This window comes from Nocardia sp. NPDC052566 (assembly GCF_044547285.1).
GTDB lineage: Bacteria > Actinomycetota > Actinomycetes > Mycobacteriales > Mycobacteriaceae > Nocardia.
This window is the reverse complement of the sequence record NZ_JBIUAF010000005.1, coordinates 830,438-844,938: the sequence shown is the minus strand read 5'-3', so window position 1 is coordinate 844,938 and position 14,501 is coordinate 830,438. Positions and strand designations below refer to the sequence as shown.

At 68.9% G+C, this 14,501-nt stretch carries 10 protein-coding genes and 1 pseudogene; 8 read left to right on the top strand and 3 right to left on the bottom strand.

Translation table 11 applies throughout. The annotated features are described in order from the left end of the window. Positions 1–114 precede the first annotated feature (114 nt). The 7 genes and pseudogenes from ACIG5A_RS28785 to ACIG5A_RS28755 all read left to right on the top strand — a co-directional run. Positions 115–1,467, top strand: a pseudogene (locus ACIG5A_RS28785) (DEAD/DEAH box helicase); the annotation flags it as partial. A gap of 700 nt (positions 1,468–2,167) precedes the next feature. Then, positions 2,168–3,013 carry a DMT family transporter gene (locus ACIG5A_RS28780; RefSeq protein ID WP_397245512.1) on the top strand — a complete coding sequence of 282 codons (846 nt, stop codon included), beginning with the start codon at positions 2,168–2,170 and terminating at the stop codon, positions 3,011–3,013. Between the two features lie 605 nt (positions 3,014–3,618). After that, on the top strand, positions 3,619–5,055 hold the full coding sequence (locus tag ACIG5A_RS28775; protein ID WP_397245510.1) for a GuaB1 family IMP dehydrogenase-related protein: 1,437 nt from the start codon (positions 3,619–3,621) through the stop codon (positions 5,053–5,055). Positions 5,056–5,411: 356 nt separating this feature from the next. Beyond that, positions 5,412–6,794 (top strand): hemolysin family protein, encoded by a 1,383-nt coding sequence (locus tag ACIG5A_RS28770; protein ID WP_397245508.1) that lies wholly within the window; start codon positions 5,412–5,414, stop codon positions 6,792–6,794. Next, the gene (locus ACIG5A_RS28765; protein WP_397245506.1) at positions 6,787–7,851 is read left to right on the top strand and encodes a hemolysin family protein; all 1,065 of its coding nucleotides are present in this window, start codon (positions 6,787–6,789) and stop codon (positions 7,849–7,851) included. The genes ACIG5A_RS28770 and ACIG5A_RS28765 overlap by 8 nt, the downstream gene beginning before the upstream one ends. Beyond that, positions 7,848–8,729 (top strand): 3-methyladenine DNA glycosylase, encoded by an 882-nt coding sequence (locus ACIG5A_RS28760; RefSeq protein WP_397245504.1) that lies wholly within the window; start codon positions 7,848–7,850, stop codon positions 8,727–8,729. The genes ACIG5A_RS28765 and ACIG5A_RS28760 overlap by 4 nt, the downstream gene beginning before the upstream one ends. A 293-nt stretch (positions 8,730–9,022) precedes the next feature. Next, on the top strand, positions 9,023–9,352 hold the full coding sequence (locus ACIG5A_RS28755; protein WP_397245502.1) for a hypothetical protein: 330 nt from the start codon (positions 9,023–9,025) through the stop codon (positions 9,350–9,352). A gap of 8 nt (positions 9,353–9,360) precedes the next feature. Here the strand turns inward: ACIG5A_RS28755 and ACIG5A_RS28750 are convergent, their stop codons facing one another. Both ACIG5A_RS28750 and ACIG5A_RS28745 read right to left on the bottom strand, forming a co-directional pair. Beyond that, entirely contained in the window at positions 9,361–10,368 is a 1,008-nt protein-coding gene (locus ACIG5A_RS28750) for a terpene synthase family protein (protein ID WP_397245500.1), read from the bottom strand. A gap of 226 nt (positions 10,369–10,594) precedes the next feature. Further along, positions 10,595–12,160: a phytoene desaturase family protein gene (locus tag ACIG5A_RS28745; RefSeq protein WP_397245498.1), complete on the bottom strand. Its 1,566-nt coding sequence runs from the start codon at positions 12,158–12,160 to the stop codon at positions 10,595–10,597. Positions 12,161–12,461: 301 nt separating this feature from the next. Between ACIG5A_RS28745 and ACIG5A_RS28740 the strand changes: the two genes are divergently transcribed. Continuing rightward, on the top strand, positions 12,462–13,538 hold the full coding sequence (locus ACIG5A_RS28740; protein ID WP_397245496.1) for a fatty acid desaturase family protein: 1,077 nt from the start codon (positions 12,462–12,464) through the stop codon (positions 13,536–13,538). On the opposite strand, the gene ACIG5A_RS28735 is transcribed toward ACIG5A_RS28740, so the two are convergent. Next, positions 13,526–14,341, bottom strand: a complete 816-nt coding sequence (locus tag ACIG5A_RS28735) for an LLM class F420-dependent oxidoreductase (RefSeq protein WP_397245494.1) — start codon at positions 14,339–14,341, stop codon at positions 13,526–13,528. The two genes, ACIG5A_RS28740 and ACIG5A_RS28735, sit on opposite strands and share 13 nt — an antisense overlap. Positions 14,342–14,501 lie beyond the last annotated feature (160 nt).

The following is a 14,501-nucleotide window of genomic DNA, read 5'->3' as shown; positions in this document are numbered from 1 at the left end:
AACCGGTTCCACCCGCTGCACCCCGGTCCCACTTTCTGCCGACCGGGCCAACCATCTCGGCTGCACCACGAGTGCCGGTTATCGCCGCGCCGAGAACCGAAAGGCACTAACCCTGTGACCCCCTCGACGCCCGACGCCTCGACGCCCTCCTTCGCGGATCTGGGCCTGCCCGCAGTGCTTGTCCAAGCGCTGCGGCGCGACGGCATCGAGAAGCCGTTCCCCATCCAGGCCGCCACCGTCGCGGACGCGCTGGCGGGCAAGGATGTGCTCGGCCGCGGGCCGACCGGCTCCGGCAAGACACTGGCCTTCGGCCTGCCGATGCTCACCCGGCTCGCCAACGGCGCGTCCAACCCCGGCAGGCCGCGCGGGCTGGTGCTGGTGCCAACCAGGGAACTGGCCACCCAGATCGAACGCGCGCTGGACAATCCGGCGCAGTCGCTCGGCCTGCGGGTCGCCTCGGTGGTCGGCGGCGCGCCGATCAAGCGACAGGCCGACCGCCTGGCGCGCGGCGTCGACCTGCTCATCGCCACCCCCGGCCGGCTCGAGGACCTGATCGCGCAGGGCGCGGCCAACCTGTCCGACGTGCGGATCACCGCGCTGGACGAGGCCGACCACATGGCCGATATGGGCTTCCTGCCGCAGGTCACCAAGCTGCTCGACCGGACGCCGAAAGATGGTCAGCGCCTGCTGTTCTCGGCGACGCTCGACGGCGAGGTGGACAAGCTCGTCAAGCGCTACCTGCGCTCCCCTGTCACCCACTCCACCGCACCGCCCGCCGCCTCGGTCGCGACCATGTCGCACCACCTGCTCTACGTGCACGACAAGTTCGACAAGCGCGACGTGGTCACCGAGATCGCCGCGCGCGACGGCCTCACCATCATGTTCGTGCGCACCAAGCACGGCGCCGACCGCCTGGCCAAGCAGCTACGCGGCGCGGGCATCGCGGCGGGCGCGCTACACGGCGGCAAGGCGCAGAACAATCGCGTGCGTACGCTGGCCGCCTTCGCCGACGGCAGCACTCCGGTGCTGGTCACCACCGATGTCGCCGCCCGCGGCATCCACGTCGACGGCATCTCGCTCGTCGTGCACGTCGACCCGCCCGCCGAGCACAAGGCCTACCTGCACCGCGCCGGCCGCACCGCCCGCGCCGGTGAGGACGGCGTCGTCGTCACCATGGTGATGGACGCCGAGCGGCGCGACGTGGAGGCGATGACCCGCAAGGCCGGTGTCGACATCGTCGGCGTCGCCGTGCGCCCCGGCGACCGCAAGCTCATCGAGATCACCGGCGCCCGCAGGCCCAGCGGCGTCCCCATCGTCGCCGCGGCAGCCACCGCGGACACCACGCCCCGCCAGCGCTCGAGCGGATCCACGCGCGGCACCGGTGCCACCGGGCGTCGCACCGGCACATCCGGACGCGGAACCGGCCCATCCGGGCGCGACACCGACTCGACCAACCGTCGCGCCAACGCATCCGGCCGTGGCGCCGGGGCGTCGACCGGTGGTGCGCGGAAGCCGCGCACCCGTTCCGCAGGTGGAACAGGCGAAAGCGCGGGCCGCGCCGCGACCGCCGCACCCGGACGCGGCGGCGCGGGCAAGCCGAAGTCGGCCCGCTCGGCCGCACCGACCGCTGCTCCCGCAGGCCGTACCACCGGTTCGGCCGGTCGTTCCGGCGGCGCTGCCAACTCCACTCGCTCGGCGGCTTCCGGCTCCGGCGCCCCGGCGGCAGGCCGTCGCTCCAGCGGATTCGGTTCACCGACCCGCTCGACCGGCGCCGGCGCCTCGTCCGGCGGCTCGACCGCGGGGCGCGCGACCAGCGGAGACACGCCCGGGCGTACCCGGCGACGCGCCGCACGACCGCAAGGCTGACCGCTCACCGCAACCCCGCAGCAATCGGCATCCGCACCTGCGGCCGTCGCCGCCCCGGCACGGCCGCAACAAGTTCCGACGCTGATCACCGGAACTATTGACGACCGTCCAGTCTCGCTCGCACGGTCCGGCAGCTCGACCACATTGCGATCCGCCCCTCCCCGCAACCCGCGCGCCACGACAGCCAACCAGCCCCACCGCTGTGGTGGCACCCGCCGAGCACAGTCAGTCGACAAGTGGTGGGCGAGTCGGTGACAGTGCGGTTCGGGGTGGTGCGGTGGTGCTCGGGCACACTGTGCGGATGTCGAATCATCCGGTGGGTGCCATCGTGTGCGCGTTGGTCGCGGCGCTGCTGTTCGCGGTGGCGGCGGTGGCGCAGCAGCGGGCCGCGGCGGCGGTGCCCGAGGGGGCTTCGCTGGTGGGTGGGCTGATGCGCAATCCGCGGTGGTGGGCCGGAATCGTCGGGGACATCGGCGGTTACGCGATGCAGGTGGCGGCGCTGGCGTTGGGGGCGGTCCTGCTGGTTCAGCCGATTCTGGTGAGCGCATTGGTATTCGCGCTCCCCTTGGCCGCTCGGCTCAACGGCCGCCGGATCACGCCGCGCACCTGGGCCACCGCCGTCGTCCTCGTCGCCGCGCTCGCCTGCTTCCTCATCGTCGGCGATCCCAGCGAAGGCAATACGACTGCGCCCCTGCGCGATTGGCTGCTACCCCTGACAATCCTGCTGGCGCTCATCATCGCAGCCGTCGCGATCGGTATCGCCGGCACCGACCCCGGCAGGCGCGCTCTACTGCTCGGCGCGGCCAGCGGCTCCCTCTACGGCCTCGCCGCCGCGCTGACCGCCTACGTCACCGGCCTGTTCGACCACGGCATCGCCCACGTCCTCGGCAGCTGGCAGACCTGGGCCCTCGTCGCCGCGGGCGTCACCGGCGTCTACCTCCAGCAACGTGCCTTCCAAGCGGGCCCACTCGCCGCCTCCCTCCCCGCCGTCACCATCGCCGAACCGCTCGCCGCCGCCTTCATCGGCCTCACCGTCCTCGGCGAACGCTTCCGCACCAACACCTTCGGCCTCACCATCACCGCCGTAGCCGTCATCCTCATGTGCGCCACCACAATCACCCTCTCCCGCTCCCAAGCCACCACCTGACCCGAAAAGCACCGCCCCACACCGCCCCCAACCACGCCCGAACCCGAACGCAGTCGAATGGCGGTGCGACACGCCGCATTCAGCCACCATCCGACTGCGCTCGGCGAGAGACCGCTGGCTGGGTGAGCTCAGTAGCAGCGGATGCGCGGTAGGTGGCGGTGTTTCTGGAGTTGCCTCGGGTCATCGCAAGTGCGTCCGGCTCGAGGGCACTGTTCGGCCGTCGACATCGGCGAGTGCAGTCCGATGGGCGTCGTTTACGGCGTGTCGTGTGGCCATTCGGCTGCGCTGGACGACTGGCGGGCGGCGGGTAGTTGCGAGCAGCTGGCGATGGCAGCGATGTATGTCCATTGGCGGCACCGGGACTCCAGGTGCTTTCCCCTGGCACAGTGTGCGACGGACCGGGAGTGGCAACGGCGCAGTTCATGCAGGGATGTGGGGCGGTGGGGAATGCAGCTCGCCACAGCGGCCGCGGGGTCGCGCGGCCCGGAGAGGGGGAGAATCGCAGGTCACAAGGGTGGAGCTGGTTGATGTGTGATCGGCATCGCTCTCATATCGGGTGGCGTGGAATTGCGTGCTGGGGCGCAGTCGCGGTTATCATCGGTTAAGTGCAGTTTCTTCCTGGGCATCAGCCCCCGTACGACCTGACCTACGACGACCTGTTCCTCGTCCCGAATCGGACGGATGTGGCGTCGCGGTTCGACGTCGATCTGTCGACCGTCGACGGGTCCGGTACCACCATCCCGATCGTCGTGGCGAACATGACCGCTGTCGCGGGCCGCCGGATGGCCGAAACCGTCGCCCGGCGCGGCGGCATCGTGGTGCTACCGCAGGATCTGCCGATCTCCGCGGCCGCCGACACGATCGCCTTCGTCAAGAGCCGTTCGCTCACCGCCGACACCCCGGTCACCCTCGACCCCGAACGTTCGGTGTCCGAGGCCGTCGCCCTGATGCACAAGCGCGCCCACGGCGCGGTTGTCGTCGTCGAGGACGGCAAGCCGGTCGGCGTCGTCACCGAGGCGTCGTGCACCGATGTCGACCGTTTCGCCCGGCTGCGTGACGTCGCGATCACCGACTTCGTGCAGGCCCCCGCGAGCACCTCGCCGCGCGACATCTTCGACCTGCTCGAGACCAAGCGCGCCAACCTGGCCGTGCTGCTCGCCGAGGACGGCTCGCTGGCCGGCGTGCTGACCCGCACCGGCGCCATCCGCACCGGCATCTACGCCCCCGCCGTCGACGGCAACAACCAGCTCCGCGTCGCCGCCGCGGTCGGCATCAACGGTGACGTGGCCGCCAAAGCCAAGGCGCTGGTCGACGCGGGCGCCGATCTGCTCGTCATCGACACCGCGCACGGCCACCAGGCCAAGATGCTCGAAACCCTGCGCACCATCGCCGATCTCGGCCTCGGTGTGCCACTGGTCGCGGGCAACGTGGTCTCCGCGCAGGGCACCCGCGACCTCGCCGCGGCGGGCGCGGACATCATCAAGGTCGGTGTCGGCCCCGGCGCCATGTGCACCACCCGCATGATGACCGGCGTCGGCCGCCCGCAGTTCTCCGCGGTCGCCGAATGCGCTGCCGCCGCAAAGGAACTCGGCGTGCACATCTGGGCCGACGGTGGCGTGCGCCACCCGCGCGACGTGGCACTCGCCCTCGCCGCGGGCGCGTCCAACGTGATGATCGGCTCCTGGTTCGCCGGCACCTACGAATCGCCCGGCGACCTGCGCGTCGACCGTGACGGCAACGCGTACAAGGAAAGCTTCGGCATGGCGTCCAAGCGCGCCGTCGCCGCGCGCACCGCCTCGGATTCCGGCTTCGACCGGGCACGCAAGGCGCTGTTCGAGGAGGGCATCTCCAGCTCGCGGATGCGCCTGGACCCGGAACGCCCCAGCGTGGAAGACCTGATCGACCACATCTGCTCCGGCGTCCGCAGCGCGTGCACCTACGCGGGCGCGCGCAGCCTGACCGAGTTCCACGAGAAGGCCGTGCTCGGCGTGCAGTCCGCGGCGGGCTTCGCCGAAGGCCGCCCGCTGCCCAGCGGCTGGTAAAGAAACGCCCACGGCCAGTTGCGTAACCAAGAACGAGCGGTATCGTCCGGCACCTACGCAACCGGCCACAGCGCGAGCCTGACGAGCGCCGTTCGCGGCCCTTTGAGACACAAGGGGCCGCGAACACGCCGCGCCGCAGGCGCGGCCGTCAAACACAGGTAGCATGGGGGTTGCCGGTTGTCCGGCGTATCGATGCCGTCATGCGAAAGGATCCAGTTGTCACCCGCGTCCGAGGGCGCCGCACAGGAGGGCTCCTCTACCGAGCCGGGTGACCAACCCGGCGCTCTCCTTCCCGCAGCAGTCCCCCCTTCCACAGTTGTTCTTGCTCCGGCAGCCCTGCCCGGGTGGTGCTGACGATGTCCGTCGCACTCACCGTGCTCAGCCTCATCGGGTTCATCGCCCTGACGGCGGGCACCGCCCTCTTCGTCGCCGCCGAGTTCTCGCTCACCGCACTCGAACGCAGCACCGTGGAGGCGCATGCGCGCACCGCGGGTGACGTGCGCTCGCGCATGGTCCGCCAGGCGCATCGCACGCTGTCGTTCCAGCTATCCGGCGCGCAGCTCGGCATCACCATCACCACGCTGATCACCGGCTATATCGCCGAGCCGGTCCTGGCCAGGCTGCTTGCCCCGCTGTTCACCGCGGTCGGCGTGAGCGAAGGTGCGGCACATGGCATTTCGCTGGCGCTCGCACTGGTGCTCGCGACCTCGCTATCGATGATCTACGGCGAGCTGGTGCCCAAGAACATCGCCATCGCGAAATCGCTGGCCACCGCGCGTACCACGGCGGGCCCGATGATCGCGTTCTCCACGGTGTTCAAATGGATGATCCATTTCCTGAACAACACCGCGAACTGGGTGGTGCGCCGCGTCGGTGTCGAACCGGCGGAGGAGCTGCGTTCGGCGCGTTCGCCGCAGGAGCTCGGTTCGCTGGTGCGCACGTCCGCGCTGCGCGGCGCCCTCGATCAGCGCACCGCGCAGGTGATGGACCGCTCGCTGGAATTCGGTGAGCGCAGCGCCGAGGAGCTGATGACCCCGCGCGTGAAGGTGGAATCCCTGGACAAGGACGACACCATCGCCGATCTGCTCGCCGCCGCCGCCCGCACCGGGTATTCGCGGTTCCCGGTGATCGATGGCGACCTGGACAACACCCTCGGCGTGGTGCACGTCAAGCAGGCGTTCACCCATCCGGCGAATCTGCGCCGCATCATCCCGCTGCATCAGCTCGCGCATCCGGTGCCGATCGTGCCCGCCAGCCTCGACGGTGACGAGGTGCTCGAGCGGGTCCGCCGCGACGGTATGCAGGTCGCGCTCGTCGTCGACGAGTACGGTGGCACCGCGGGCATGGTGACCATGGAGGACCTGATCGAGGAGATCCTCGGCGACGTGCGCGACGAGCACGACGAGGAGGAGCGCGACGTGCGCCGCGTCGCCGACGGCTGGGACTGCTCCGGCCTGCTGCGCATCGACGAGGTGTCGCGGGCCACCGGCTACGACGCACCCGAGGGCGAGTACGAAACGCTCGGCGGCCTCGTGCTGACCCGCCTCGGCCGCATCCCGGTCGTCGGCGACGAGGTGGTGCTACCGAATTCCCGCGCCCAGCAACGGCATCCGTACGAATACGACGAGGGCGGCTGGATAGCCAAGGTCGAACGCATGGACGGCAGGCGCATCGACCGGGTGCGGTTGATCCCGGTCACCGCCGACGTGCTCGGCACGAAGGAGCACAGCCATGGGTGATCTGTTCGGGGTGTTGCTCACCGTCGTGCTGCTCGCGGGCAACGCGTTCTTCGTCGCCGCCGAGTTCGCCCTCATCTCGGCCCGCCGTGACCGGCTGGAAGCCCTTGCCGCACAGGGCAAGCGCAATGCCAACACGGTGATCAGGGCGGGTGAGAACCTGTCCATGATGCTGGCCGCCGCGCAGCTCGGCATCACCATCTGCTCCATCCTGCTCGGCCGGGTCGGCGAACCCGCGGTCGCACATCTGCTACAGGGCCCGTTCGAGTTGCTCGGCCTGCCTGATCAGCTGCTGCATCCGGTGGCGTTCACCGTCGCGCTCACCATCGTGGTGATCCTGCACATCCTGTTCGGCGAGATGATCCCGAAGAATATCGCGCTGGCCGGCCCGGAACGCAGTGCGCTGCTTCTCGTTCCGATCCATCTGGCGTGGCTGCGGCTGGCCCGCCCGCTCATCGCGGTGTACAACCTGGCCGCGAATCTGTCGCTGCGGCTGCTGCGCATCGAACCGAAGGACGAGCTGGACGCCACCGTCTCTTCCGTCGAATTGGCCGAGATGATCGGCGAATCCCGTTCGGAGGGGCTGCTCGACGAGGAGGAACACCGGCGGCTCACCCAGGCGCTCGGCACCAGCGACCGCGTCGTCGCCGACGTGATGGTGCCGCTGGCGACGACGCGTTCGATCCCGTTGCGCGGCAACGGCACCACCCTCGGCGATATCGAATCCGCGGTCACCGAAACGGGTTTCTCGCGCTATCCGGTGCGCACCGACGACGGGTCGCTGGTCGGCTATCTGCACGTGAAGGACGTGCTCGACAAGGTGGCCGACGAGAGCGCGGGCCCATCGACTCCTATCCCCCGCACCGATATCCGCCCACTGCCGACCGTCAGCATGGGCACCACGCTGTTCGAGGCGCTGGCCCGCCTGCGCCGCACCAACAGCCATCTCGGCCGCGTGGTCGACAATCACGGCAACACCACCGGCATTGTCGCACTGGAGGATCTGGTCGAGGAGTTCGTCGGCACCGTGCGCGATACCACGCACCGGGTGATCGAATGACGGTGCCCGGGCCCGAATGGCGGGCGCGTGCCGCCGCTCATCGGGCCCGGGTGGACGAACTGGCCGGCCCCTATCTGGAACGACGCGCGGCGGGCGCCACCCACCCGGTGATCGACTTCCTGTTCACCTACTACGGCCACAAACCCGCCCAGCTCCGCCGCTGGCATCCGGGATTCGGTGTCGCGCTGGCGGATGCCCGCGAATACGACGGCGCCCGCGGGTATACGCGCCGCGCCGACGGCGCGTATACCGCCGACCCCGCCTACCTCGCACGCCGCCACGACACCGTCGAGTTCGTGGTGAACCTGTTGCGCGCCACCGCGAACCGCCCGGCCCAGCTGTCCTGCTTCGGACTGCACGAATGGGCCATGGTCTACCGCACCGCCGACGTCCGCCACGACAAGGTGCCACTGCGCCTCGGCCACGCGGGCACCGACACCGTCGTCGAATCGATGTCGCTGCGCTGCACCCACTTCGACGCCTTCCGCTTCTTCACCCCCGACGCGGCCCCGCGCAACGCCGAACCCCTCACCCGCGCCGACCAACTCCACCGCGAACAGCCCGGCTGCCTGCACGCCAACATGGACCTCTACAAGTGGACCTTCAAACTCGTTCCACTGCTCTCCTCCGACCTCCTCCTGAACTGCTTCGAACTGGCCTGCACCGCACGCGAACTCGATATGCGAGCCAGCCCCTACGACCTGGCGGGTTACGGCTACGCCCCGATCCGCATCGAAACCCCCAGCGGCCGAGCCGAATACGTCCGCCGCCAGTCCGAGGTCGCCGAGCGGGCCGGAGTGCTGCGCGCCGAACTGTTGAACGCGTGCCTGGACCTCCTCGCCCCGGAATCGGCCACATCCGGGGGTGCCTCGGCGTGAGTCGACAGATCGCCATTCGGTTCCGCGGTCACCCCCTCGACAAGCACGGAGTCGCACGCTAGGGTGCGCTCGCAGAACTGGGCGGCGCCCTTTGCGGAACTTTGTGGCAGAGTGGGTCTTGCGCGGGCTCACACCGGTGCTGTTGTCGATGCGCTCGCCGAATCGGGGTTTGCGAGTGGTCCCCGTGGGAAACCCTGGCGGTGGCGGGTGACCGGCACCGGCCGCGGGTGGCTCGGCAGGCGTAGATATCAGTATCTCGGAGTACGCGCGGACACGGCGAACGGAGCAGGGGCATGAGTGCTAAACCCACCGCCCTCGGATATCTGCGGCGGGATGTGTCGGGGATGACCCAGCCCTGGGATGAGTCCCGAATGCGCGGGCTCGCCAAACGGCTCGGCTACGAACTGACCAGAATCGTGATTGTCGGGCCGGGCAACGACGACCCGGAAACACAGTTGGTGAAGCTCGCCCGCAACTCGGATGTGGACGCGGTGCTGGTGCCGAGCGCGGAGCACTTCGGCGGCGACATCCCCGCGGTACTCGTCCGGGTGTGCGACGTCATCACCGTCTCGCCCGAAACCACCTATGCCCGCTGGGCCTGGTCGGCGACCGGCGAGGGTTAGGCACCGTCTCAGGTGATATCGGTGCGGTCCGGGCGCAGGGTGACGAGTCCGGAGCGCAGGCCGTTCCATCCGTAGCCGTGGCCGTTGTAGCGCGTCGTCTCCAGTGACCATCGGAGGTTACCGGCGCAGAAGGCGTTGGCGGCGCCGATGTAGTCGTGCAGCTGAGTGCGGTCGGGATGGTCGGCGTACCGGCGCCGCAGCATGGCCGACAGGTCGGTCAGTGCCCGGTCGGCGGCGCTGATCTTGTCGCAGGTGATGTCGATGGCGTGCTGCAGGCTGTGGCCGTGGGTGTGGATCAGCGGCGCGATGGTGTTGAAGTAGTCGCCGCGGAAGCACTCCCAGCGGAAGGAGAACAGGTCGTTGACGAGCATCGCGTGTTCGACGGCGGTCGGCTGCAGCGCCGCCAGGTCGGGGTCGGCGGCGATGAGGTCGGTCAGGTCGAGGTCGAGCACGTACTCGGCGCAGACGAGGTAGGGGCGCAGCCCGACGTTGATGCGGCGGATCTCGAGGTAGGTCTCCACGTCCGGGATCTCCTCGCGGACCCGGTACTCGTTCTCCTTCAGCGCGTAGGTGAACCAGTCCTGCCATTCCTGGCGGTATCGCCGGTAAACACCCTCGGGCATACGGAGTTTCAGACGAGTCCAGATGTCGGCGAACGCGCGACCGTACGGGTGGTCCGCCATCCAGTCGGCGGCGATGTCGTCGAACAACGCACCCGCCAGCAGGGCGACATCGTCGACGGCGAACATCAGCGAGGTGATGCAGGACGAATCCACCACCCGCGCAGGGAGTCCGGTCGGATACACCAGCGACTCCCACAGTGGGTATCGGTCCTCCAGCATGTGCGACAACGCCCTCTCGTCCGGGAACGGCAAGAAGGTCCGCACCCAGGCGGCGTTGCGCTCGTAGATGGTGGGATAGTCGGGGTTGACCTTCGCCGCGGTACTGCACACCGGGTCCGGCAGCCGGTATTGCGCTCCGGGTTCGAGCAGTCGATCGAGCTGTGACCTGGCCACGACAGCACTTCCTTCAACGCGGTCGATCGCGGTCCAGTCCGCCGGCTCGGACTGGAGTAGGTAGCTCTGCCGATTGTCTCAGCAAACGGCGGCTCTGGTAACCCTTTGGCTTTCCTGGCAGGTCAACGGACCGGCCGACGCCGCGCGGACGGAAAGCACGTAGGCCTTCGGGCGCACAGCGAATATCGAGCTGACCGGGCGGGCTCGCCCGGTGCTCGCACCGCCGTCAGTCCTGGAGCAGGTACTGGGCGACGATGTAGCCGGAGTTTCCGGAAACGCCTGCGCCCGGCCAGGTTCCGGCTCCCAGAACGTAGAGGTTGGGGATGAAGGTGCGGTGGCCGGGGGCGGCCGGGATGGGGCGCAGAGCGAAGCTCTGCGCGAGATCCTGTGCGCCGCCGTAGGGGTCGCCGGGGCCGCTGTTGGGATTGAACGCGGCCAGGGTGGCGGGTGTGGTCATCGCGCGCGTGACCACCGATGCGGTCAGGCCGGGGATGTGGTGTTCGACGACCGCGAGCACGCGATCGGCGAAGGCGTTCACCACATCGGTGGTCCAGGTGCCGTCGACGGGGATCCGGCCCGCGGCGTCACCGGCCGGGTTGGTCGGCACGTCGGTGACCTCGATGCGAATCACGCTGGTACCGGCCGGAGCCCGGGTCGAGTCGTGCGCGGTCGGGCAGTCGAGCGTCATGGTCGGCAGGGCGGGCAGCAACCCGGCGCGCGCCTGGGCGACGTGCAACGACAGTCCGTCGAGCGAGTCGGTGAGGAACGGCTGGCCGATGCGCTCGAAACGCTTGTCCGGCCAGGGAATCGGGCCGTTCGTGGCCAGGTGCAGCTGGAAGAGGCCGGTGCCGTACCGGTATTCGCGAGCTTGGCGCTTGATACGTTCGGGCACCTCGGTTTCCGCGAGCAGCCAGCCGTAGAGCTGGTCGGGATTCACCGAGGCGACGACGCCGATCCTGGCGCGGTACGCGCTGTGATCGGACAGTTCCACACCCACCGCGCGCCCATCGGCGACACGGATACGGGTGACGGTCGCATCGGTCTGCAACACACCCTTGTTGGTGGTGACGACATCGCTCAGCGCCTGCGCCAGCTTCCCGATGCCGCCCTGCGGAATCGGCATGCCACCACCGGTGAGGCCGAGCGCGAACACCGTCGTCCAGAACGCACCGCCCGCATCGTCGGGGCCGTGGCTCACGTGGGCGGGCCAGGACCCGAAAAGGCTTCGCATCGCCGCGGATTCGATGCCCGACACCGCCGAGCGGGCGCTCGCCAGCGCGAGTTCGGCCACCTCGGACCAGCCGAGCCCGTCACGCACCAGCCTGGCCAGCGTGGCGCGGGCCGCGTCGGAGGTCAGGTCCTGGCCCATCAGTCCGAACGCCTCGTTCGTCGCGGGCCCCAGCGCCGACAGGATTCCGGCGACGGCCGCGCCGTCCCCTCGATGCAGGCGTTCCGCCTCGTTCTCCAGCGCCACCGGGTCGCGCGGGAGAATCGCGGTGGTGCCGTCCGCGAGCGATACCCCACTCGGATGTTCGGGTTGCCGGATCTCCAGCCCTTGCTTCTGCAGATCCGGACCGAGGTCGCGCCATGCGGGCCCACTCAGGAACAGCGGCACGGCGGAGCAGAACGGGTCGTAGACCACCCCCGGTGCCAATTCGGCGCTGCGCACGTATCCCCCGACCCGGTCATTGCGATCGATGACAAGTACTTCGTGCCCCGCCCTGCTCAGATAGGCCGCCGCGACCAACGCGTTATGGCCCCCGCCGACGAATATGTGATCGAAAGTCTGCATACCAGCCAGTTGACCAGTGCACCTGCCGTTCGTCGATATCCGTTTCGCTCAATGAACCGAATGTCGTCAACGGGTCACCCATGCGACTGATCGCCTGTCCGACAACATATCTCGTTCCGCACCCGACCGAGTCACCCTCGGCGAAACCCGCACCCGCCGAAGGCGGTTGTAGTACAACTTGTTCCGTCTCGCCCGGCTGGTGGCGTGGCCGAGGAGTTCGAGAAATAACACACCGCAGTCCTATTCCATGTCATACCAAGGGGTTACATCGAACGAGAATCAGGCCGATAGCTTCGGGTGTATGACGACACCGGCCTTGGTCCCCGAGTCATTTCCACGGTCATCGCGGCGCGGCGGCGCCGAGGGTGATTACGCCCGCCTGTTGCGCCGGATCTCCGACGCGGGACTGATGCGGCGGCGTCCCCGCTATTACGCCGTCCGGCTGAGCCTCGTCGGGCTCGCGTTCGTGGCAGGCTGGACGGCGTTCGTGCTCGTCGGCGATTCCTGGTGGACGCTCCTGGTCGCCGCGTTCATGGCCGTGTCGTTCGCCCAGGTCGCGCTCGTGATGCACGATGTCGCGCACCGCCAGGTCTTCCGGCTGCGGCGGCCGACGGAGATCATGGGCCGTGTCGTCGGCAATGCCGGGATCGGCTTGGCCTACGGCTGGTGGCAGGACAAGCACACCCGCCATCACGCCAACCCGAACCACGAGGAGCTCGACCCCGATGTCGCGCCCGACGTTCTGGTCTGGTCCCAGCGGCAGGCGCGGGCCAGCCGTGGTCCGGCTCGCCTCATCGGCAGGGTGCAGGGATACCTGTTCTTCCCGTTGCTGATGCTGGAAGGCCTCAATCTCCATCTGGCCGGTGCGCGTGCGCTCAGAAATCCCTCGGTCAAACATCGCGCGCTGGAGGGCGCGCTGCTCTTCGGTCACTTCGCCGCCTATCTGGCCGCGGTGTTCGCGGTGCTGCCCGCCGACAAGGCCTTCGCGTTCCTCGCCGTCCATCAGGCGCTGTTCGGCCTGTACATGGGCTGCATCTTCGCCCCGAACCACAAGGGCATGCCGACCCTCACCGGCGACGACCGCCCCGACTTCCTGCGCAAGCAGGTACTGACCTCCCGCAATGTGCGCGGTGGGGTGCTCACCGACTTCGCCCTCGGCGGGCTCAACTACCAGATCGAGCACCACCTGTTCCCGAGCATGCCGACGCCGAATCTGCGGCACGCCCAAGTGATCGTCCGCGACTACTGCGCCGAAATCGGCGTGCCGTATCACGAGACCGGGCTCATCGCCTCCTACCGCGAGGCGCTCGGCCACCTGCACCGCGTCGGCGCACCCCTGCGCACCCCCGATCGAGCAACGGACGCTCAAACCCGGTAGCGGTCAACCACTTTCACGAGCTCGTCCAGGGTGCGCAGCGCCTCCGCCTCCGGCGCTGTCGGCAGTTGCAGAAGCACTCGCTGCACCCCCGCCTCGGCATAGCCGTCGAGCAGCGCCGGATCGGGCACGGCGAAAGCGGCCGTAACGGGCAGTTCGTGACCGTCGAGCTGAGCCAACTGAGCACCGATCTCGGCGGGATCCGAGACCGCGGCGGGAATCCAGCCGACACCGTGCCGGATCGCGCGTTCGGCCGCCGCCTTCCCGCCACCGATAAAGATCGGCGGCTGGCGTACGGGTTTGGGCCAGGCGTACATCGGATCGAAATCGATGAAGCGCCCGTGATATTCGGCGAGGTCCTCGGTCCAGATCGCGCGCAGGGCTTCGATCTGCTCGTCCAGCAGCGCACCGCGCGTCCGCGGATCGGTGCCGTGATCGGCCATCTCCTCCCGATTCCACCCCGCACCGACGCCGAATATGAAGCGCCCGTTGGAGATCAGATCCAGCGTGGCGACCTGCTTCGCGGTATGGATGACATCGCGCTGCACCAGCAGCGTGACCCCGGTGCCGAACACCAACCGCTCGGTCACCGCCGCGACGGCACCGAGCGCGACATACGGATCCACCGCGCGGTAATACACCCGAGGCAGCTCACCCCCGCCGGGCGCCGGCGTCCTCCTGCTCGCCGGAATATGCGAATGCTCGGCCAAGAACAGCGACTCGAACCCCCGCTCCTCCAGTGCCACACCAAGTTTCGGAGCGCTGATACCCTCGTCGGTAACGAAGGTCGTGATACCAATCTTCATGCCTCATATGCTCGAACTCTGACACCAATGTGAGGGTCAATCCGAGTTACCGTGAGACAGAACACATCCCCCCGAGCCCCCGGCGTGATCTCCTCGGCCACAAGACTTCTCCATTGTTCGCCGCCGACGAGCCGGGGCGACCGGCCCCGGAGACCGGGTA